This is a genomic window from Halopenitus persicus (genome assembly GCF_002355635.1).
Lineage (GTDB): Archaea > Halobacteriota > Halobacteria > Halobacteriales > Haloferacaceae > Halopenitus > Halopenitus persicus_A.
Window position 1 is genome coordinate 2,651,465 of the sequence record NZ_AP017558.1, and the last position, 19,698, is coordinate 2,671,162.

The 19,698-nt window shown below is 70.3% G+C and carries 19 protein-coding genes; 9 read left to right on the plus strand and 10 right to left on the minus strand.

Annotated features, from left to right (window positions below):
• Positions 1-28 precede the first annotated feature (28 nt).
• The gene (locus tag CPZ00_RS12895; RefSeq protein ID WP_096391249.1) at positions 29-1,579 is read right to left on the minus strand and encodes a type 2 periplasmic-binding domain-containing protein; all 1,551 of its coding nucleotides are present in this window, start codon (positions 1,577-1,579) and stop codon (positions 29-31) included.
• A 155-nt stretch (positions 1,580-1,734) separates the two neighbouring features.
• On the opposite strand from CPZ00_RS12895, the gene CPZ00_RS12900 reads away from it, so the two are divergent.
• Positions 1,735-3,627, plus strand: a complete 1,893-nt coding sequence (locus CPZ00_RS12900) for an ATP-dependent DNA ligase (protein WP_096391250.1) — start codon at positions 1,735-1,737, stop codon at positions 3,625-3,627.
• Between the two features lie 116 nt (positions 3,628-3,743).
• The gene (locus tag CPZ00_RS12905; RefSeq protein ID WP_096391251.1) at positions 3,744-4,463 is read left to right on the plus strand and encodes an MBL fold metallo-hydrolase; all 720 of its coding nucleotides are present in this window, start codon (positions 3,744-3,746) and stop codon (positions 4,461-4,463) included.
• A 346-nt stretch (positions 4,464-4,809) separates the two neighbouring features.
• Here CPZ00_RS12905 and msrB read toward each other — a convergent pair whose 3' ends face one another.
• A complete protein-coding gene (gene msrB / locus CPZ00_RS12910; protein WP_096391252.1) occupies positions 4,810-5,238 on the minus strand; it encodes a peptide-methionine (R)-S-oxide reductase MsrB in 429 nt (142 codons plus the stop codon).
• A 79-nt stretch (positions 5,239-5,317) separates the two neighbouring features.
• Positions 5,318-6,661 (minus strand): 3-phosphoshikimate 1-carboxyvinyltransferase, encoded by a 1,344-nt coding sequence (gene aroA, locus CPZ00_RS12915; protein WP_096391253.1) that lies wholly within the window; start codon positions 6,659-6,661, stop codon positions 5,318-5,320.
• 118 nt (positions 6,662-6,779) lie between these two features.
• Between aroA and CPZ00_RS12920 the strand changes: the two genes are divergently transcribed.
• Positions 6,780-7,313 (plus strand): multiprotein bridging factor aMBF1, encoded by a 534-nt coding sequence (locus CPZ00_RS12920; RefSeq protein WP_096391254.1) that lies wholly within the window; start codon positions 6,780-6,782, stop codon positions 7,311-7,313.
• A 52-nt stretch (positions 7,314-7,365) separates the two neighbouring features.
• Here CPZ00_RS12920 and CPZ00_RS12925 read toward each other — a convergent pair whose 3' ends face one another.
• Positions 7,366-8,103 carry a DICT sensory domain-containing protein gene (locus CPZ00_RS12925; protein ID WP_096391255.1) on the minus strand — a complete coding sequence of 246 codons (738 nt, stop codon included), beginning with the start codon at positions 8,101-8,103 and terminating at the stop codon, positions 7,366-7,368.
• 179 nt (positions 8,104-8,282) lie between these two features.
• On the opposite strand from CPZ00_RS12925, the gene tpiA reads away from it, so the two are divergent.
• On the plus strand, positions 8,283-8,927 hold the full coding sequence (tpiA, locus tag CPZ00_RS12930; protein WP_096391256.1) for a triose-phosphate isomerase: 645 nt from the start codon (positions 8,283-8,285) through the stop codon (positions 8,925-8,927).
• Positions 8,928-8,979: 52 nt separating this feature from the next.
• Here the strand turns inward: tpiA and CPZ00_RS12935 are convergent, their stop codons facing one another.
• The 4 genes from CPZ00_RS12935 to CPZ00_RS12950 form a co-directional block, all read right to left on the minus strand.
• Complete coding sequence (locus CPZ00_RS12935; protein ID WP_096391257.1) at positions 8,980-9,900, minus strand: rhomboid family intramembrane serine protease; 921 nt, start codon at positions 9,898-9,900, stop codon at positions 8,980-8,982.
• 54 nt (positions 9,901-9,954) lie between these two features.
• Positions 9,955-12,321, minus strand: coding sequence for an AAA family ATPase (locus tag CPZ00_RS12940; protein ID WP_096391258.1), 2,367 nt, complete (start codon positions 12,319-12,321; stop codon positions 9,955-9,957).
• A 122-nt stretch (positions 12,322-12,443) separates the two neighbouring features.
• Positions 12,444-12,722, minus strand: coding sequence for a UPF0058 family protein (locus tag CPZ00_RS12945; protein WP_096391259.1), 279 nt, complete (start codon positions 12,720-12,722; stop codon positions 12,444-12,446).
• Between the two features lie 145 nt (positions 12,723-12,867).
• Positions 12,868-13,083: a DUF7120 family protein gene (locus CPZ00_RS12950; protein WP_096391260.1), complete on the minus strand. Its 216-nt coding sequence runs from the start codon at positions 13,081-13,083 to the stop codon at positions 12,868-12,870.
• Between the two features lie 176 nt (positions 13,084-13,259).
• On the opposite strand from CPZ00_RS12950, the gene CPZ00_RS12955 reads away from it, so the two are divergent.
• A complete protein-coding gene (locus CPZ00_RS12955) occupies positions 13,260-13,853 on the plus strand; it encodes a molybdopterin-dependent oxidoreductase (RefSeq protein WP_096391261.1) in 594 nt (197 codons plus the stop codon).
• Positions 13,854-13,885: 32 nt separating this feature from the next.
• Positions 13,886-15,295: an isochorismate synthase gene (locus CPZ00_RS12960; protein WP_096391262.1), complete on the plus strand. Its 1,410-nt coding sequence runs from the start codon at positions 13,886-13,888 to the stop codon at positions 15,293-15,295.
• Positions 15,296-15,329: 34 nt separating this feature from the next.
• On the opposite strand, the gene CPZ00_RS12965 is transcribed toward CPZ00_RS12960, so the two are convergent.
• Positions 15,330-16,070: a proteasome assembly chaperone family protein gene (locus CPZ00_RS12965; RefSeq protein WP_096391263.1), complete on the minus strand. Its 741-nt coding sequence runs from the start codon at positions 16,068-16,070 to the stop codon at positions 15,330-15,332.
• A gap of 98 nt (positions 16,071-16,168) precedes the next feature.
• Between CPZ00_RS12965 and CPZ00_RS12970 the strand changes: the two genes are divergently transcribed.
• The 3 genes from CPZ00_RS12970 to CPZ00_RS12980 all read left to right on the plus strand — a co-directional run bounded on the left by CPZ00_RS12970 (position 16,169) and on the right by CPZ00_RS12980 (position 18,744).
• A complete protein-coding gene (locus CPZ00_RS12970; RefSeq protein WP_096391264.1) occupies positions 16,169-17,173 on the plus strand; it encodes an RsmB/NOP family class I SAM-dependent RNA methyltransferase in 1,005 nt (334 codons plus the stop codon).
• Positions 17,170-17,730 carry a DUF7122 family protein gene (locus CPZ00_RS12975; RefSeq protein ID WP_096391265.1) on the plus strand — a complete coding sequence of 187 codons (561 nt, stop codon included), beginning with the start codon at positions 17,170-17,172 and terminating at the stop codon, positions 17,728-17,730. The genes CPZ00_RS12970 and CPZ00_RS12975 overlap by 4 nt, the downstream gene beginning before the upstream one ends.
• A 72-nt stretch (positions 17,731-17,802) precedes the next feature.
• A complete protein-coding gene (locus CPZ00_RS12980) occupies positions 17,803-18,744 on the plus strand; it encodes a cation diffusion facilitator family transporter (RefSeq protein WP_096391266.1) in 942 nt (313 codons plus the stop codon).
• 76 nt (positions 18,745-18,820) lie between these two features.
• Here the strand turns inward: CPZ00_RS12980 and CPZ00_RS12985 are convergent, their stop codons facing one another.
• Positions 18,821-19,573, minus strand: a complete 753-nt coding sequence (locus CPZ00_RS12985; RefSeq protein WP_096391267.1) for an SOS response-associated peptidase — start codon at positions 19,571-19,573, stop codon at positions 18,821-18,823.
• Between the last annotated feature and the right edge of the window lie 125 nt (positions 19,574-19,698).

Sequence of the window (19,698 nt, forward strand, 5' to 3'; positions counted from 1 at the left end):
GTTCCTGCCCCGGATACGCCAGGATCCGTCACCAGTCGGTGAAACTCCCGTCGACCAGCGTGTCGGTCTGGTTCTCGATGTACTCCCGCTGGGCCGCAACGACCGCTGCCTCGAAGGACGCACCGTCGTCGAGCCGGTTGCGAACCCGATCGCGTTTCCACCGGGCCGGCGTCATCCGCTCGTGGGCCCGCCACCGGAGCGGCGCGATCCAGCGTTCGGCGGTCGAGGGGGCACAGCCGGCCGACTCCAGGCCTGCGACCGCGTGATCGAGGAGGTCCGCGAAGAGCTCCTCGTGGTCGTGAGTGAGTTCGCCGTGGTTGCCGATCCACGCCAATTCCGCGTCGATCCCGTCCGCGACGGCGGCGTAGAAGTTCTCTCGGGCGCGCTCCCATGGCAGGTCGATGACGGGGTGTTCCCGGCGGGGCAGCTCCTCGAGCAAGCCGGCGAAGGCGGCCTGGAACGCGATCGAATCGCCGACGGTCGGCTGGGCGGGGATCGGCCGGAACTCGATACGCGCGTTCGCCGACGAGCGCGTCGCGCCGTCGAAGACCGGACGGACCCACCGCCAGTAGGTGCCGTGTTTGCTGCGGAAGGTGGCGAAGTCGTCGTCGAACCGCGTTCCGGGGTCGGGGTCGACCGGCACGAACGACTCGTCGGCCGCGATCCGGTCGACGGCCTCCTCCACCGTCTCGACGTCACGCGGGAACCGGACCTTGGGCTCGACGGTGCGGCCGTTCAACACCGACTCGAAGACGTGGATCCGGTTTTCGTGCGCGCCCTCCGCGAGGACCCGTTCGCCGTCCCAGTCCGCGTCGTACAGCTCCGGCGGGAAGAACGGCGAGTTGACCCCGAGCGCCAGCAGGGGGCCCGCGATCCGCAGCGCGTAGCGGAAGTGAACCGGCAGCATCGTCGCCTGCGAGACCTGGTAGTGGGGCTGGATCGAGGTGATCAGGCTCTCCGGCATCACCGTCTTCGTGGTCATCGACACGCCCGGCGCCTCGAGCTCGACGTCGCGGCCGACCGAGTCGTCGGCGGTCGCGTTCGCCATCGCGTGGTACCGGACCGCGTCGCTCATGTTCGTCGCGATGTGGACGCCGTCGATCTCGACGCTGTCGGTGAGGTACTCGGTCGCCGTCTCGCCGGTCGGCGGGATCGTCCACAGGCCGTCCGAGACCAGCCGCATCCCCTCCGCGGCGGTACAGTCGAGGGCGGCCTGGAGACGGGCGCGCACCTCCGAGAGCTGCGCCTCGAGTCCGTGGTTCGAGAACGGCTGCGGGCTGGTCGACATCTCGGCGTTGTGGAGCCCGAGCTCCTTTTCGAACCCCATCAGCTCCAGCAGTCGGCGCGGAACGCGCATCAGGGAGAACTCGCCGTCGTGGGACTCGCCGTTCCACCGGCCGTCGCCGACGGCGTAGAACTCGTACTCGAAGCCGACGATCGACTGGTGGTTGTCGAAGGCGCCGTCCCGAAGCCGCTCCTTGACGACCTCGGCGTCGGCCTCCGCCCGGGAGTGAAACGCCTCGATGTCGACGTCGAGGGCCTCACGAACGCGTGCGGAGAGCTCGTGGTCGGTGTCCATACAGGGTCCACGCGTCCACGGCGGTATAAATGTCCACGACTGTGCCGGCCATCACGCCCACGACCGTGTCAGCCATCACGCCCACGACCGTGTCGGCCGTCCGTCGATCCGGCGTCCATCGGCGCGTTTTTTACCGGGACCCGCCGATCCGGCGTATGGAGTTCGCCGCGTTCGCCGCCCGTGCAGGGGCGATCGAGGAGACGGAGGCCGACCACGCGACGACCGTGCTCGTGGCGGAGCTGCTCGCGGACGCCGACGGCGACCTCGAGACGGTCGTCCGGTTCCTGCTGGGCCGCGTCTTCCCGGCCCACGAGACGCGCACCCTCGACGTCGGTCCGTCCCTCTGTCGGGAGGCGATCGCCAAGGCCGCGGGTCCGAACGTGGACACGGCCGACGTGGAGAACCGGCTCGCCGATCGCGGGGAGATCGGGGCCGTCGCGGCGTCGTACGACTTCGGCGGCCAGCGTGGGCTCGCCGCGTTCTCGACGGGCGCGACTGACGCGCCCGTGACGGTTGCCGAGGTCGATGGGACGCTTCGGTCGGTCGCCGCGGCCGCCGGCGACGGGAGCGAGGCCACGAAGCTCGACACGCTGTTCGGCCTGTTCAACCGGATCGATCCGTCGGAGGCGAAGATCCTCGCCCGACTCGTGCTCGGCGAGATGCGACTCGGCGTCGGTGAGGGGACCGTCAGGGACGCGATCGCGGAGGCGTTCCTCGCGGCGGACGCGGCCGCGCCCTCGGCGGAGGGGACGGCCGGGACCGATGGAGACGGATCGGGTGATGAGGACGGATCGGGTGATGAGGACGGATCGGGTGATGAGGACGGAGCGAGCGATGAGGACGGAGCGAGCGATGAGGACGGACGGAACGACGCCCCCGGCGACGAGGACGTCCTCGCCGCGACCGACGAGGACGTCGCGGCGGTCGCGCGCGCCCTCCAAGTGACCAACGACTACGGGCGGGTCGCCGCGATCGCTCGCGACCGCGGCCGGCCGGGGCTCGCGGACCAGCGGCTGGTCGTCGGCCGGCCGGTACAGGCGATGCTCGCGCAGGCCGGCACGGCCGCCGACGCCCTTTCGGAGTGGGACCGGGCGGCGATGGAAACGAAGTTCGACGGCGCGCGCGTGCAGGTCCATCATTCGCCATCGACCGACGACGTCGGCACGACCCTCTACTCGCGGAACATGGACGACGTCACCGAAGCGCTTCCCGAAATCGTCGAGCTGGTCGCGGATCGCGTCGAGGTCCCGGTCATCCTCGACGGCGAGGTCGTCGCGGTCGACGAGGACGGCGACCCGCTCCCGTTTCAGGAGGTGCTCCGGCGATTCCGCCGGAAACACGACGTCGACCGGATGCGCAATGAGGTCGACCTCCGGTTTCACGCCTTCGACTGCCTGCACGTCGACGGCGAGGACCTCCTCGAGGCGCCGCTCGAGACGCGCCACGACCGGCTTCGCCAGGCGGTCCCCGACCTCGCGGCGACGCTCACGATCGCGGACGGCGTGGAACCGATCGAGACGTTCGAACGCCGGGCACTGGAGGCGGGCCACGAAGGGATCATGCTCAAAAACCCCGACTCGCCGTACACGCCGGGGGACCGGGGACGGAACTGGCTCAAGCGGAAACCCGACGTGGAGACGCTCGATCTCGTCGTGACCGGCGGCGAGTGGGGCGAAGGGCGGCGGGCGTCGCTGTTCGGCACGTTCGAGGTCTCGGTCCGCGCCGACCGTGAGGGCGATGGGACCGGGACCGTCCACGCGGGCCGGCGGTTCGAACCGGTCGGAAAGGTCGCGACGGGAATCACCGACGAGCGGCTCGCGTCGCTCACGGACCGGTTCGAGCCGCTCGTCCTGTCCGAGGAGGGAACGGCGGTGACGTTCGACCCGCAGGTCGTCTTCGAGGTGGGCTACGAGGAGATCCAGCGGTCGCCCACCTACGGCTCCGGCTACGCGCTTCGCTTCCCGCGGTTCGTCGGCGTTCGGGAGGACAAGGACGTGACCGATGCCGACACCCTCGACCGCCTCGAGCGACTCGCCGACACGCAGTGATCGCGGCCGGTGCCGGTCGTCCCGGATCGTGACCGGCGTCGACTGCCGGAAGCCACCGACCACCCTCCGACACCGTGACGGTAGCCTCAAGGCTGCGGCTCGCGGATCGTGAGCCAATGACGGTTCGGTACGGCGACCTGACGGTGGAGTGGCTCGGCTACGCGACCGCGCGGCTGGAGACCGCGGACGGACTCGTGGCCTACACCGACCCCGGGCGATACGGGGTGCTCGACGACTACTGGGCGCGGGACGGCGACCTCGTCGTGGTCACCCACGACCATCACTACGAGCCGGACGGGATCCGGTCGGTCGCGGCCGCGGACGCGACGCTCGTGATCTACGACGGCGTCGATCCGGACCGGATCAGCCGCGACGTCGAGCCGGTGGCCGACCTCGCGGCCGACTACGAGGTCGTCCGCGTCGACGAGACGGACCGGGTGACCGCTGGCGACGCGACGGTCTGGTCGGTGCCGGCATACAACGAGCCGGACGGTCCCCGGGCGCGGCCGGACGGGACGGTCCCGCATCCGGAGGGGTTCGGCTGCGGCTACCTGCTGTCGCTGGCGGGAACCACGGTCTTCTGGCCGGGCGATTCCGACGCGCTCGAGGGGTTCGCCGAACTCGACGTCGCGGTGTTCCTCGCGAACATCGGCGGCGGGGTGGTTTCGGACCGCCACGAGGCGGCCGACCTCGCGGAGCGGCTGGACCCGGAGCTGGTCGTGCCGATCCATTACGACACGATCGAGACGCTCGCGGCGGACGGAGGCGCCTTCGCCGCCGACGTCGCCTCGCGGTCGATCCCCGTGGCGCTCGACGAGCGTTCGGCGAATCAGTAGCGGGACCGTCGATTTCGACCCCGTGAGTAGGCCTCCCCGGCGTCGTCCTCGAACTCCATCGCGACCGAGTTGATACAGAACCGCTTCCCGGTCGGCTCCGGTCTCGCGTCGGACCGGCTCCGCCGGCCCGACTGACTCACGCTCGCTGGCGCTCGCGTGAGCGTCGTCGAAGACGTGACCGAGCAGACTCCTCTACTCGTCCTCGAACTCCATCGCGACCGAGTTGATACAGAATCGCTTCCCGGTCGGCTCCAGTCTCGCGTCGGACCGGCTCCGCCGGCCCGACTGACTCACGCTCGCTGGCGCTCGCGTGAGCGTCGTCGAAGACGTGACCGAGCAGACTCCTCTACTCGTCCTCGAACTCCATCGCGACCGAGTTGATACAGAACCGCTTCCCGGTCGGCTCCGGTCCGTCGTCGAAGACGTGGCCGAGATGGGAGTCGCAGTTCGCACACCGGACCTCGGTTCGGCGCATCCCGTGGCTCGTGTCGAGCTGCGTCGTGACCGCGTCGTCCTCGGCCGCGTAGAAGGCCGGCCAGCCGCAGCCGGAGTCGTATTTCGTGTCGGCGTCGAACAGGACCGTCCCGCAGGCGCCACACCGGTAGACGCCGTCGGCGTCGTGGTCGACGTACTCGCCGGAGAACCGGGCCTCGGTGCCGGCCTCCCGGAGGATCCGGTACTCCTCCTCCGAGAGCCGTTCACGCCACTCCTCGTCGGTCAGTTCGGTCGGGTCGACGTCCCCGGCGGGACCGGAATCGGCGGTGGTATCGCTCATACCGATCGATAGTCGCCGGACGCCGAAGGGCGTTTCGGCGACTTCGAGGTCGACCGCACTCCTTCGAGATCGACGACGACTACTCGAGGTCGACCGCGACGCCGAGATCCGTGAGCGTCTCGAAGAAGTCCGGAAACGAGACGTCGACGTGTTCTGCCCCCCGGACGGTCGTGTCTCCATCGGCGGCGAGCGCCGCGATCGAGAGGGCCATCACCAGCCGGTGGTCGCCGCGGCCGTCGACGGCTGCGCCGCGGAGATCGGTCTCCCCGCCGTGGATCGTCAGCACGTCCCGGTCCTCGGCGACGCTCGCGCCCATCGTTTGGAGTTCCTCGGCCATCGCCGACACCCGGTCGGTCTCCTTGTATCGAACGTGCTCGCAGTTCACGATGCGCGTCTCGCCGTCCGCGATCGCGCCGAGCGTCGCGATCGTCGGCAGGAGGTCGGGCGTGTCGCCGACGTCGACCTCGATCCCGGCGAGGTCGCTACGATGGGCGCGGATGGTCGCATTCCCGCGGTCCCACTCGACGTCCGCCCCCATCCGATCGAGGACGTCGACGATCGCGGCGTCGCCCTGCGCGCTCTCGACCGCGCCGCGGATCGTGACGACGTCGTCGGGAGCCGCCGCGACGGCCCCCGCTGCGGCGAGATAGGAGATCGACGAGAAGTCACCCGGAACCGTGTATTCCCCGTTTTCCGGGGCGTATCGCTGACCGCCGGCGACCCGAAACCCGTCCGCTCCGGCGGCCGCGTCGCTCCCGATCGGCTCGGCATCCACGCCGAAGTCGGCGAGCACCTCGAGGGTGATGTCGACGTAGGGCGCGGACTTGAGGTCGGTCGTGAGGTCGATCGTGATCCCCTCGTCGCTCGCCGCCCCGGCCAGCAGCAACGCGGTGATGTACTGGGAGGAGACGTCGCCCGGAATGGCGACCTCGCCGCCCGTGGTCGGGCCGAACACCACGAGCGGCGCCTGCCCGTTCCCGCGAGTCGATTCCGCGCGCGCGCCGAGTTGTTCGAGCGCGTCGAGCAGCGGCCCCTGCGGGCGCGACCGGAGCGACGCGTCGCCGGTGAGGACGGTCCCGCCGTCCGCGAGCCCGGCCGCGCCGGCGACCAGTCGCGTCGTCGTTCCGGAGTTGGCGCAGTCGATGACGTCGTCCGGCACGGCCGGAGTTCCGTCGAACCCGTCGACGACGAGTGCGTCCTCGGCCGTTCGCTCGGAGCCCTCGAGGTTCGGGTCGCGGTCGACCGTGCCGCCGAACGCCTCGACAGCACGGGCCGTCGCCCGGGTGTCGGCGCTGTCGAGCGGCGACCGCACGACCGCGCCGTCGCTGTAGCCCGCCGCGAGGATCGCCCGGTGGGTGTAGCTCTTCGAGGGGGGTGCCCGGACGGTTCCGGAGACGTCGCCGGGCGTGATGCGTGCGTCCATATCCGTCCCTTCGCCGCCGTCCGTATCAGCGTACCGGAGCCCCGCGAGCGGTGTGACGCATCGTTGGCGGGTCGCCAGCAGCGTACGGTTTATACTACCGGGTCCGTTACCCGAAGGTATGCCTCAGTGTGAAATGTGTGGCGCCGAGCAGGCCTCGCTGACGACGACGAAGGTCGAAGGCGCCGAACTGGAGCTCTGTGACTCCTGTACGGACTTCGGGACCGAGGTCCGTCAGGAGCCCGACTCCACGACCACGAGCAAGTACTCCACGTCCTCCAGTTCCGGCCGATCGTCCGGCTCCGGCTCCGGTTCCGGATCGGGGTCCGGATCCGGAGGCTCCTCCGGTGGGGGCCGCCGGCGGGACATGTTCGACGAGATGGACGAGGTCGCCGCGGACTACGACGACCGCATCCGGGAGGCCCGCGAGTCGCGCGGGCTCAGCCAGGAGGAGCTCGCGGACCAGCTCAACGAGAAGGCGAGCCTCATCCGCAAGCTCGAACGCGGCGACATCCTCCCGCCGGACGACGTCCAGCGAAAGCTCGAACGGACGCTCGAGATCTCGCTCGTCGAGGGAACCGACGTCGACGAGGAGTGGGAGTCCGGTGACTCCTCGTCGATGACGCTCGGCGACGTCGTGAAGCGGAAGGACTGATCGGACACGGGGTAGTAGTCGAGCGTCGGGTCGGATCCGAACCGGGATCGACTCACTCCTCGGCGCCGCCGGCCGCGGCGACGCCGTACGTCTCCGAGAGGTGTGTTATCGCCTCGGCAACCATCCGTGGGTCGTAGGTCCAGAACCCGAAGAAGCGGTCGGGTTCACGTTCCTCGGCGAGGAGCAGACAGGCGTTCTCCTCGAGACCGCCGCCGTCGTAGGCGACGAACCACGTCTCCCGGATCTCCGGCGCGCGCTCGATGTGGACCGCGAAGTCGGCGTCGGGCACGGATCCCTCGGGTGCGGCGTAGGCGTGAACGGCCAGGTCCTCCCGCTCGGCAAGCCGGTTGTACGTGTCGACGGTCTCGCCCAGCGTCGTGAGCGTCTGGAAGCCGGCATGGAGCGCTCCGGACCCGGTCCGCCACGCGCGGTCCTCGATCTCCCGGGACGCCGCAACCATCTTCCGCTTCGAGTAGGAGGTGAACGTCGTCTCGTCGATCGCGTCGAGGACCGGGGCGTACGACTGCTGGTCGAACGCCGGAGCGGTTTTCTCCGGCGAGGTCTCCGTCGAAGGCAGGAGGTCGTCGACGGCGATCGCGGTAACGAACTCCTCGTCGCGAGCGAGCACCGCGAACCGGTCGGGCGCGCCCGGGAGCGTGGCCTCGGTCACCACGAGGTTGCGGTCGCCGAACGTCTCCGCCAGCTCGTCGCGTGCGGCGGCGTTCGCGTTGACGACCGTCAAGGTCGCCGCGGTGGCTTCGACCCGGGCGATGAGTTCAATGAGCGACATTCGGGATGGAGGCGTGGGCGTATGCGCCGACAGGGCGGTCGAACGCTTGTAGTTTTCGGCGTTGTGGGTTCCGACGGACGGTGCACCCCTCGGCCGAGGTCATCACCATACCGGCCGGCGGCGGGCCGCCACGCGGTCGGAGTATCAAACTATTTGCGCCGGCGGGGTCGACTGCGGGTATGTTCGTTCTCGTCAACCTGAAGGCGTATCCCTGTGACCCGATCGCGGTCGCGACGGCCGCACGCGACGTCGCCGACGACGCCGGCGTTCGGATCGCCGTCGCGCCGCAGGCTGCCGACCTCTCGCGCGTGGCCGAGACCGGCGTCGAGACGTGGGCCCAACACGTCTCTCCGATCGACCACGGTTCCCACACCGGGTCGACGCGCGCGGCGGCGGTCGCCGACGCCGGCGCGGTCGGGACGCTCATCAACCACTCCGAGCGCCGACTCACCCTGGCGGACATCGACGGCGCCCGTGAGGTGGCCGCCGAGCGCGACCTGGAGACGGTCGTCTGCGCGAACGATCCCGCCCAGGCCGGCGCCGCCGCGGCCCTGGGACCGGACGCGGTCGCGGTCGAGCCGCCGGCGCTCATCGGCGGCGACGTCTCGGTCGCGAGCGCCGATCCGGGGATCGTCAGGGACGCCGTCGAGGCGGTGACCGCCGTCGACGGGACGGTCGACCTGTTCTGCGGCGCCGGCGTCTCGACCGGCGCGGACGTCGACGCGGCCGCCGATCTCGGCGCCTCGGGCGTCCTGCTCGCCTCGGGTGTCGCGAAGGCCGACGATCCGCGGGCGGCCCTCGAGGACCTCGTCTCCGGTATCTGAGGGTACGCGGACGGTCCTCGGCCGCGGCCGGGTTCCCGCGAACCAGGGTGGCTCACGACTCCAGTACGACGAGCGGCAGCGCCGCGGTCAGCCCCGCGAGGTAGCCGGCGAAGTGCGCCCACACATTGGCGCCCGCCGGAACGAGCAGCATCGATCCGACGATCCCGGAGACGGCGACGCTCGCCCCAACGACGAGGACGAACTCGTGGACCGGATCGATTCGGTCGTCCGCCGGATCGGGCCGATCTCCCATCGAGTCTCCCCTGCCGTCCCGCCGCGTGTGGTTTCGGCTTGCTCGCTGCGTCTTGCGCCATCGGATCCACGCGGCCACCAGGAGGCTCACGCCGGCCGCGGCCGCCGCCGCGATCGGGTAGCGCGGAAAGTACCACACCGAGGACGGAGCCGCGAGGACGACCGCGACCGAGGCTGGCGCCGCGACGAACGCCAGACTACGCGGGATCCGGCCGGTCGTGGCGCGGTCCGCGGAGACGAACCAGACGACGAGGAGATAGCCGAGCAGGCCGGTGTTGACGTCCGAGAACCCGACCGAGGGCACGTCGGTGATCGTCCCGAGCGTGGCCAGCGTCGCCCACGCGGAGACGACCGGGATCACGACTAGACACGCGATCGTGACGCCGGCGAAGCGGGCGCGCCAGCCGACGATGGCCGATAGCGGGTACGCCACGCCGACGACCATCCAGTAGACGCCCACGTTGTGGAGGAGGTGGTTCACGTCCGAGTGGACGTAACTCGAGGCGAACGCCGTCCAGAGCGTCCACCGGCTCGTCAGGATCCCCTCGTTCGCCAGCGAGAACGCCCACGCCTCGCTGCCCGGCAGGAGGTGTGCGCCCACGAGGACGCCCGGGACGACGAACAGGACCGCGGCGAGCTCCCCGGGGCCTGCAGCGCGCGCTCCCGCGACCGCCGCGGTCACGATCCGGCGAGCCACGCCACGAACGCCGGGCCGAACCATATCGGATCGAGGCCGCCGATCGACAAAAACGATCGTTCCCCGGCAGCACAGGAGTTAGGACCGCGAGTCGACGACCGACGCCACCGCCGCCCGGTAGTGGTCGGCCGTGATCCGGACCGCCTCGGGATGGTCGACCGCCGACTCGCCGTACGTCTCGGTCACGTCCTCGATCGCGGCGAGGGCGGCCTCCCGGCAGACGGACGCGAGTTCGGCCCCCGAGAGGCCGGCCGTCTCCGCGGCGATCGCGTCGAGATCGACGTCCTCGGCGAGGGGCTGGTCCGCCGTATGGACCGCGAGGATGGCGACGCGGGCCTCCCGGTCCGGGTTCGGAACCTCGACGTGGGTCTCCAGTCGTCCCGGACGCAACAGGGCCGGGTCGAGGGCGTCCCGCCGGTTCGTCGCCGCGATCACCACGAGCGAGGGGTTCTCGGCAGCACGGTCGAGCTCGGTGAGCAGCTGGGAGACGACGCGCTCGCCGACGGCGGAGCCCCCGGTAGCGCCGCTTCCACCACCCGCGCTACTTCCACCACCCGTGTCGCCTCCACCACCCGAGCCACCCCCGCCGCGGGTCGTCGCGACCGCGTCGATCTCGTCGAAGAAGACGATCGTCGGCGCGGTCTGACGGGCCCGCTCGAACACCTCGCGGACGGCCTTCTCGGACTCGCCGACGTATCGGTCGAGCAGCTCGGGGCCGGCGACCTGGATGAAGTTGACGCCGCTCTCGCCCGCGATCGCCCGCGCGAGCAGCGTCTTGCCGGTCCCCGGCGGTCCGTGAAGCAGGATCCCGGTGGGCGGGTCGGCCGCCGCGGCCTCGAAGAGGGGACCGTACGCGAGCGGCCAGGTGACGGCCTTCTCGAGGGCTTGCTTGGCGGACTCGAGCCCGCCGACGTCCGCGAAGGTGGTCTCGGGCGTCTCCGCGACGTACTCACGCATCGCGCTCGGCTCGACGGCGGTCAGGGCGTCCTCGAAGTCCGACCGCGTCACCGTCACAGCCGTGAGCGGATCGCCGGCCTCACGGGCGCGTCGCAGCGCCGTCATCGCCGCCTCCTGGGTAAGGCTCTCCAGGTCGGCGCCGACGAACCCGTGGGTGCGGGCGGCGATCGCGTCGAGATCGACGTCCTCGGCGAGCGGGGTCCGCCGGGTGTGGACCTCGAGGATCTGCCGTCGACCGGCCTCGCCCGGGACGCCGATCTCGATCTCCCGGTCGAACCGGCCGCCGCGTCGCAGGGCCGGATCGAGGGCGTCGACCCGGTTGGTCGCGCCGATCACGATCACGTCACCGCGGGCGTCGAGCCCGTCCATCAGCGACAGGAGCTGGCCGACGACCCGGTTCTCGAGGTCGCCGCCGTCGTCGCGCTCGCCGGCGATCGAGTCGATCTCGTCGAAGAAGACGATCGCCGGAGCGTCCTCCCGAGCCCGCTCGAACACCTCCCGGAGCCGCTTTTCGCTCTCGCCCTTGTACTTCGAGGTGATCTCCGGGCCATCGACCGTGATGAACGTCGCGTCGACCTCGTTGGCGACCGCTCGGGCGATGAGCGTCTTCCCGGTTCCCGGCGGCCCGTACAGCAGGACGCCCTTCGGCGGATCGACGCCGAGTCGGGTGAAGAGATCCGGCGAGGAGAGAGGCAGCTCGATCAGCTCCCGCACCAGGTCGAGCTCCTCGTCGAGTCCGCCGATGTCCTCGTACGTCGCGCCCGTTCGAGGGGCCGCCGCCTCCTCCCGGCTCGGTTCGGCGCCGTCGACGCCATCGGTCGACCGGTCCCGTGGCCGGCTCCGGCTCGGTTCGGCGCCGGACGACCCCGGTTCCGCACCGGAGACGGACGTGTCAGCCCTCGGTTCGGACGCGTCCGAGCCGGCGGCCGAGTCGGCGGCCGGGATCTCGCGGTCCGGACTGCCGGCGTCGGAATCGACGGACCGGGAGGAGACGACTGAGACGTCGGTCCGGTCGGTGAGCCGTACCGTCCCTTCGGGATCGGTCGCCGCGACGACGAACCCAAGTCCGCCGAGCCGCTCGACGTGGACCGACTCCCCGGCGGTCAGGGGACGGTCCCGGAGGTCGCGGGCGATCGAGCGCTCGATCGTCTCCCGGTCGACGTCGACGTCCGCGAGGCTGCCGGGTGCCTCGAGGGTCACGGCGGTCGCGTCCGCGACCTCGACCGGCGAGATGCGGACCGCATCGCCGACCTTGACGTCGGCGTTGGCGCGGGTGTCGGCGTCGATCCGGATCGCGCCGTCGGGCACGTCGTGGCCGCCCGGCCAGACCTTCGCGACCGTGGTCCGACCGCCCTCGATCCGGACCGTGTCGCCGCTGAGGACGCCCAGGCGCGTCCGGGTCGATTCGGAAAGTCTGGCGATCCCGCGCCCGGCGTCTCGTTTCTCGGCGGCGCGGACCGTGAGCTCGACGTCCCCGGTATCGCTCATGGACCACCGTTTCGTCCGGGACGCCTTGAGGATTTCTCAGGAGTATGATGGAACACCCGGGAACGCGACGGCCGGCGGTTCCGATCGTGGGGTGACCACCCGCCGCGTCGGACGTGACTGGATCAGATCTTCCCTTCCGCGTCCTCGGCGAGCTCCTCCATCCGTTTGCCGACGCGGCCCGCCGCCGAGAACTCGTCCTCGCTCATCGCGGTCGCGAGCGCATTGCCGAGCACGAACACCGCGTGTTTGTGCTCGCTTTTCGACTTGTGAACGTGTGAGGGGTCGATGTCGAGCTCCTCGTAGGGGTCGAAGAGCTCGGTCCGGACGTCCTCTCGTTCCCGGAAGTGTTCCATAATCGTCACCATCTGTTCGTGAAGTTCGAGGAGTTCGTCCTTGTGCATACTCGTGGTACGTTCGATGTCCTTTTAAGCGTTTTTGGCGATCCGTCCCACGGCCGGTTGAGACCGGCGATCCCGGGACGTTCGTCGTTCGAACGCGTCCCGAAACGCTCCGTCGACCGTCCGTCGTCCGTCCACCGTCTGCCGGTCAGAAGACGTACTCGTCCTCGTGGCCCATCATTCCCTCGTCCTCGAAGCCCGGTCCCTCCTCCTCGTCGGTCGGTCCGCTGGTCTTGTACGCCTTGATTCCGGTCGACAGGAGCTCCTCGATCGCCTCCTCGCGGTTGAGGAACTCGCCCTGCTCGACCATATGGGCGATCTGCATCTCCTGGTGTTCCGGGACCGTGATCTCGACTTTCGGCATTCTCTACCCCGTGGTAAACCGAGGGGATATATAAACCTACTGCCAAACTCTTGGTATACGAAAAAATAGACACCGTCATTCGCGATCTTCCGTTCCATATAGAAAAAGTATTATTTAAAATAATGGAAATACGGACGACCCGACACCCATAGGTGGATCCGTCTCCGATCCCCGGTATGGTCGAGGACGTCACGGACCTGTACCGGGAGTTCGGCGAGGATCGGCTCCCCCCGGGACAGCGACGGACGGACGGGTTTCCGGTGCTTTCCAAGAGCGGGACTCCGTCTTATAACCCTGCCGACTGGCGGTTCGAGGTGTACGGCGCGGTCGAGAACCGGCTCGAGTACGACCTGGAGGCGTTCGAGGAGCTACCGCACGTTCGGCAGCGCCAGGACTTCCACTGCGTGACCGGCTGGAGCCGGTTCGACTGCGAGTTCGCCGGCGTCCCGTTCACCGAAATCGCGGACCGGGCGGGGATCGGGCCTGACGTCGAACACGTCCTGTTTCACGCGCTTGACGGCTACACGACCGATCTACCGCTGTCTGCGTGCCGACGCCAGGAGGTGCTGTTCGCCGACGGGCTCGACGGCGAGTCCCTCCCCGATGACCACGGCGGCCCGGTTCGCGTGGTCACCCCGCACAAGTACGCGTACAAGGGCGCGAAGTGGGTGACCGGCGTCGAGTTCCTCACCGAGCCCGAGCGCGGCTACTGGGAGAAGCGCGGCTACTCGGAAACGGCCAACCCGTGGAACGAGGAGCGGTATAGTTAGGGTCAAGGGCGTCGCCCACCGATCCCGTATCAATGGACCCGTCCGCGCTGGCCGACGCGCCGCGGCTCGTGAGCCGCGCCCGTCGGATCGCCGATCCGGAGTTTCAGGCCGTCTTCGAGGCGATCGAGACGCCGCGCGTCGTGTGGGGGGCGCCCGGGGAGTCGACGGCCATCGGCGGCGGCGCGGCCGCGACCCTGACCGCGAGCGGTCCCGACCGGTTCGCCTCGATCCGCGAGGACGCCGAGACGCTGTTCGCCTCGGGGGACGTCCACGCCGGAACCGAGGCCGCACGACCCCGGTTGTTCGGCGGGTTCGCGTTTCACGAGGCGGCCACCGACGGATCGCCCTGGGAGTCGTTCCCCGAGGCCCGGTTCGTCTTCCCGCGCGTGCAGGTCACGGCGGCCGACAACGGGACGTGGGTGACGGTCAACGCGGTGGGTCCCGACGCCGCCGCGGCCGACGTCGAGCGGCGCCTCGATCGCGCGGTCGAGACCTTCGACGGGCTCGGGACTGCCGGAGCCGGAGCCACCACCAGCGGCACTGCCGCACCCGAAGCCGCCGGCAGCGGACACGCTGCACACGACCCGGATTCACGTCCCGACCGTCCCGGGATCGTCTCCCGCCGCCGGACAACGACGCGCCAGGAGTGGCGAGCCGGCGTCGAGGCCGCAGTCGACCGGATCCGCGCCGGGGACCTCGAGAAGGTCGTCCTCGCGCAGGCGCTTGCTGCCGACCTCCACGCTGACGCGCCCCGCGCCGCGACGGTCGACCGGCTCCGGAATCGATACCCGAACTGCTACCCGTTCCTCGTCGAGACCGACCCGGCGGGTGCGGCCTTCGTCGGCGCGACCCCGGAACGGCTCGTCTCGACGCGGGGACGAACCGTCGAGACCGACGCACTGGCCGGGACCACCGGCCGGGGCGAGACGCCCGCGGAGGACGAGTGGCTCGCCTCGGAGTTGGCCGCCGACCGGAAGAACGCACACGAACACGACCTCGTCGTCGACGCGATCCGCGACCAGCTCGCGCCGTTCACCGCCTCCATCACGGCGGGCGACCGCCGGATCAAGCGGCTGGCGGAGGTTCAACACCTCCACACGCCGATCACGGCCGAGCTCGAGGCGAACACCCACGTGCTGGAGCTGGTCGAGGCGCTGCACCCGACGCCGGCGGTCGGCGGGCTCCCGCCCGCGGCCGCGCTCGAGACCATTCGCGAAACCGAGCCGTTCGACCGCGGCTGGTACGCCGCACCGGTCGGCTGGATCGACGCGGCGGGCAACGGGACCTTCGCGGTCGGGATCCGATCGGCGGTCCTCGAACCGCGGGCGGCGACGCTGTTCGCCGGGGTCGGCATCGTCGCCGACTCCGACGCCGACGAGGAGTGGGACGAGATCCAGCTCAAATACCGCCCGATCCTGAACGAGCTCGAGGACGGGGACTGAGACCCCGCCACGGGAGCGGAGCCGCCTCCGGCTTTTACTGATACATTCGCAACGGACGCGCCTCGGTGCTCTCCTCCTCGACGTCCTGCATCCGCATCGCGAGCTGCTCTTTGGCGCGCTGGATCTCGTCGGCGCGGTCGACGAGCGTGTCGGTCGGGATGTCGACCTCCGTGATCGGCGCGAGTCCGTTGGTGATCAGCGCCCGCGACGCCTCGGGGTCGGGGAACTGCGGGTCGGACTCGACGACGAGTCCGACGGCGGTCGTGTCGTTCTCCAGCGCGTGGGAGAGGAGCGCGCCGGTCGGGCCGGTGACGAGCCCCATCTCGGAGGGGGCGTCGATGCCGACGCGCTCGAGATGCGCGGCGCCGTCGCCGGTCGCGATCCCGTACAGCGCCGGCGGTTCCGTATCCTTCTCCGCCGGCCGACCGGAGAGGTACAGCGGCGTGACGCCCTTCTCGTCGAACCAGCCGGCGACGCAGTCGGCGAACTCCGTCGCCGCGGCCGGCGAGACCGGCACGTCGCTCTGCAGCACCAGCAGGTCTCGGTCGGCATCGGCGTAGATCCGAACCGGCGTCGACAGCCGCGAGTCGTTCTCGGGGTAGGTCACGACCGGGGGGACACCGTCGCAGTGGACGTTCGCGTAGTGAACCATGTCGAACGCCTCCACGATGTGGTCGGCGGCGATCTTCCCGACGAGCCCGACGCCCGGTAGCCCCTCGACCAGAAACGGCGCGTCCAGCTCGACGTCCTCGGCGAGTACGTTGATGCGAGCCATACGCGACGGTTCGGCTGCCAGCCACTTATAAGGACGCGCGGATCGCTTCCGCGAATGGGAGTCGAAATCGACAAACCGACCGGCCGCGAACCGAACGTATGAATCCGCTCGAGCGGTACCTCCCGCTCGTCGACGACGAGGACGCGTTTCTGGCCGCCTGCGACCGGCCGCTGCCCTCCGTCGTCCGCACGAACCCGATCGCGGCCACGCCCGAGCGCGTTCGTCGGGCGTTCGACGAGGAGGGGATCGACTACGAACCGGTCGACTGGCACGACGGACTGTTCCGGCTGCCGGGGGGCAGCCCCGGAACGAACTGGCCGTACGTCCACGGCTGGATCCACGGCCAGGAGGAGGTCTCGACGCTGCCCGGGCTCGCCCTCGACGCGCAGCCGGGCGATCGCGTGCTCGACGCCTGCGCCGCGCCGGGCAGCAAGACGACCCAGATCGCGGCCGACATGGACGACCGCGGCACCCTCGTCGCGAACGACAACAACCTCGGTCGGCTCTCGGCGCTGCGGCACAACGCCGAGCGGCTCGGGGTGACGAACGTCGCCGTCACGAACCAGGACGCGCGGAACCTCTCGTTGCGGCCGTTTCCCTTCGACGCGTTCGACCGGGCGCTCGTCGACGTCCCCTGCTCGTGTGAGGGCACCTGCCGGAAGAACCCGGACGTCCTCGACGAGTGGACGCTCGACCACGTCGAAGCGATCGCCGGCGTCGGCAAGGGGATCCTGACCCGCGCCGTCCAGGCCACCCGCCCGGGCGGCGTCGTGGTCTTCTCGACGTGTACCTTCGCGCCCGAGGAGAACGAGGCCGTCCTCCAGCACGTCCTCGAGTCGGAGCCGTGTGAGCTCGCGACGTTCGACCTCCCGCTCCGAACCGAGCCCGGCATCACCGAGTGGGAGGGTGAGACGTTCGACGACGCGATGCGACGGGCCCACCGGATCTACCCCCACCACAACGACACGGGCGGGTTCTTCTGTGCGAAGCTTCGCGTGACCGACGGGCGGACGGACGGCGGGACCGCGGACGTCCGGGATTCGGACGGCGGGACCGCGGTCGATGCCGGCACCGAGAGGAGGAAGGAGGTGACCGCCGAATGAGCGACGAACGCGGACAAAGCGATGCGAACCCGCCGAGCAACGACGGCCAGCGCTTCGACCGGCTCCCCGAGACCGCCGCGGACCGGAAGGTTCCCGGCCGGCCGACCCGCGAGGAGGTCCTCGAGTGGTGGGACGAGCGGTTCGGCGTGGACCGGTCGGTCCTGGAGCCGTACACCTTCCTCGAGAAGGGCGCCGGGAAGGTCTGGATCTATCGCGGGGAGGCGACCGATCCGTGTCGGATCGAGGCGCTGGGAATGACGTTCCTCCGGACTCGCCAGGAACACTGGAAGCCGACGACGCGGGCCGTCTCCCGGTTCGGCCGGCACGCGAGCCGGAACGTGATCGAGCTCGAGCCTGCCGAAGCCGCCCGGTTCGTCGCCGGCGAGGACCAGCCGATCGACCGCTGGGACGGCGACTGGGGCTACCTGATCGCGGCCCACGAGCTGGCCGGCGGCCGGGAGCCGATCGGCGTCGGGCTCTACCTCCACGGCGAGCTTCGGTCCCGGGTTCCGAAGGGAAGTCGGACCGACGTCGGGCAGCTGGGTCGCGAGGAGTAGCGCCGGAGCGCCCGCCCACGGACGCCCGCATCGATGCCGGCGCTTTATGGGTGATGCCGCCCGAGTGAGCGTATGGCCGGCGAGGGACGACGGTTCAAGCGCGCGGCCGGGGCGAACGTCCTCGGGAACGCGGTCAAGATCCTCATCGAGGGAGCCGCCGGGGTCGCATTCGGGAGCGTCGCCCTCGTGGCCGACGCCGCCCACTCGGTCGCCGACCTCGTCGCCAGCCTCGTGGTGTTCGTGTGGGGCGGGGCCGCCTACGTCGGCCCGGACGAGACGCACCCGCACGGACACCAGCGCATCGAGCCGCTGACCGCCCTGTTCGTCGGCGCCGTCATCGTCCTGCTCGGCGCGAACCTGCTTCGGGAGTCCGCGCTCGCGCTGATCGAGGGCCCGGGAGTCGTCTTCGATCCGCTGTTGCTCGGCGCGCTCGCGTTCGCGATGGCGGACATGTACCTCCTGTACTGGTACACCACGCGGGTGAACGCCGACCTCGAATCGACCGCCCTCCACGCGCTCGCGGTCGACTGCCTCAACGACATCTACACGACGGTGGCCGCCGTCGCCGGCGTCCTCGGCGTCCTGCTCGGCTACCCGATCCTCGACGCGGTTGCCGGCGGCCTGGTTAGCCTGCTCGTCGTCTACCAGGGCGTCGAGATCGCCCGCGAGAACGTGACTTATCTCGTCGGCGCCGCCCCGCCCGCGGAGGAGTACGACCGCCTCCGGGAGACCCTGCACGACCACCCCGCGGTCGAGGGCGTTCACGACCTCCGGGCCTTCTACGACGGGACCGACGTCGAGGTCGAGGTCCACGTCGAGGTCGACGGCGCGATGACGCTCCGGGAGGCCCACGACCTCGAGACCGAGCTGATGGATCGGCTCCGGGCGCTTCCGTCGGTCGGTGACGCCCACGTCCATCTGGACCCCTCGGGCGTGGGCGAGTGGAAGGACGCCCCCGACGAGCGGTCGGAAGCGAGGGCGGATGCCGCAGCCGAACCCGACGGCGGCGAGTGAGTGGCCGCTCGCGACGACGGCGGGCGCGCAATCGGGACCGACGGCGGCGAGCGCGAGAGACCGACCAACCGGCGTGTCAAACCGGCTCGATCAGCGATGGGTCGTCGTTCGACGGGTCGTTCACGCGCTCGGAGACCGGGTGGGCCCGCAGGTCGTCGGGCGCGACCGGCTCGAGCAGCGACGCCGCGGTCTCGGGATCTCCGTGGAGATATCGCTCCTCGTCGGCCGGGTCGAGGATGACGGCCATCCGGTGGTGAAGGTCGGCGACGAGGTCGTTCGGCTCGGTCGTGACGATCGAGAAGGTCTCGACCGGCTCCGGGCCGGCGTCCGCAGTCGGGTTTGACGACGTGACGGCGGAGTCGGGCTCGTTCCCGTCGACGTTTCGGGACCCACCGGCAAACCGGTCGAGCCCCGTCTGGGTGGGTCCGTCGGGTTCGGGCGGCTCCCAGCGCTCGTATATTCCGGCCATCGCGAACGGGCGATCGTCCGCGAACGCGACGCGATATGGCCGCGTTCCGGACCCCGTCTCCACCCACTCGTAGAAGCCGTCCGCGGGAACCAGACATCGGCGGCGCTCGAACGCGGATCGAAACGCGGGCTTCTCTCGGATCGTCTCCGCACGCGCGTTGATCAGGCCCAGTCGGTCGTCCGCCCAGGCGGGCGTCAGCCCCCACTCCAGCCGTCTCGCCTCGGCCGGCGCGTCGGCGGTGATCACGGGGAGCCTCTGGCCGGGTGCACAGTTGTACCGCGGCGGCACGTCGGGGAACGCGGCGTCGAAGCGGGTCCGGAGATCATCGCGAGGCGTCGACAGCGAGTACCGGCCGCACATACGTTCAACTGGGGCCGCGAACGACAAAAGCGCTCGTGCTTCCGACGGTACACGCCACAGCCGGCGGCGTTCGGTCCACGTCGCGTCGCGAGGGGTTCAAGTGACCGGAGCGCGCCGGTGGGGAT